The following is a 1,162-nucleotide window of genomic DNA, read 5'->3' on the forward strand; positions in this document are numbered from 1 at the left end:
GTCACCTTTACCATAACAGAATGGGGTTCTTTTTTCATCACTTAACGGGTGAGAATCGAAAAGTTAATTTTTCCTGCCGTTAGGCAGTTTCTAAACAATTATAAGGAAAGTATGAATTATTCAGGAATAATATTTTTGTTTAAGAAAAAAATATTCACTTCTTAAGGTTAAATGCTGATTGTGAAAATAGAGTTGTTTTGATTTATGAATATTGTTGGGCATGACTTTAGGCACGAAGATATTAAAATATTCTGATTCAGGTATTTGGACGGAATATCAAGCAGGCTTCCCCAAATTTTATACAGCTTGTAGTGAAGATATCGAAACTTATCAGCAGAGTAAAACTCCCTTTCCTAAAAAAGGTGGATCCAGTAACTTATTTGATATTTCAAGTATTCCTTGGGTGGAGTTTTCTGCATTTAATTTAAATATTCAGTCAACGAGGCCACACTTACCACCGATTTTTACACTAGGAAAGTTTAAACGTCAGCAAGAACAAATAATGCTTCCAGTGGCGATTCAAGTACACCATGCAGTCTGTGATGGCTATCATGTGGGAAAATTTGTACAAAAGTTGCAAGACTTTGCCAATGATGTGGATAGTTGGATGGGTTGATTTACTTTAGCGAAAAATAAACAGGGAGGACAAGTAGCCAGTTTAGCTACTTGTCCTCTTTTAAGTAAGATTATTTTTTAGTAGAAAAATAATTATCTAAAATTGCAACTCCTTTTTCCTGCAACACTCCGCCAGTAACAGCTGGTGACCAGCCCGAATGTTCGAAAACTAAGCGACTAGGTTCTTCACCTTTTTCGCCTAGAATTGCGTCTAAGTCTTTGGCGTAGGCACTGAAAACCAAACGACCTAGTTTAGACCAAACCATTGCCCCCGAGCACATAAAGCAAGGTTCACAACTGCTATAGAGCGTATGATCAGAAAGATCCATGGTTTGCTGTTGTTGGCAGAAGGCACGAATCAATCCATGTTCAGCATGAAAGGTTGGATCGCTGAGTGAATGAATTTGATTTTCGTTGGTGAATGAGTATTGCGGACAGTTTGAGCCACTCATGCGGAATTTAGAGCCAGCGAGTGCGGGAGATAAAACCGGTCAATGCGGAAGATAAGGCCACTGATATATCTTATTATATCAGTGGCCTGCCATTA

General features: G+C 38.3%; 2 protein-coding genes. One reads left to right on the forward strand and one right to left on the reverse strand.

Features of this window, described 5'->3' with window-relative positions; translation table 11 throughout:
* The first annotated feature begins 220 nt into the window (after positions 1-220).
* Positions 221-616 carry a CatA-like O-acetyltransferase gene (locus ACWODM_RS16335; protein ID WP_455322375.1) on the forward strand — a complete coding sequence of 132 codons (396 nt, stop codon included), beginning with the start codon at positions 221-223 and terminating at the stop codon, positions 614-616.
* 70 nt (positions 617-686) lie between these two features.
* On the opposite strand, the gene ACWODM_RS16340 is transcribed toward ACWODM_RS16335, so the two are convergent.
* Complete coding sequence (locus tag ACWODM_RS16340) at positions 687-1,067, reverse strand: nucleoside deaminase (RefSeq protein WP_455322376.1); 381 nt, start codon at positions 1,065-1,067, stop codon at positions 687-689.
* Positions 1,068-1,162: the final 95 nt, after the last annotated feature.

It is taken from the genome of Enterococcus olivae (assembly GCF_053760925.1).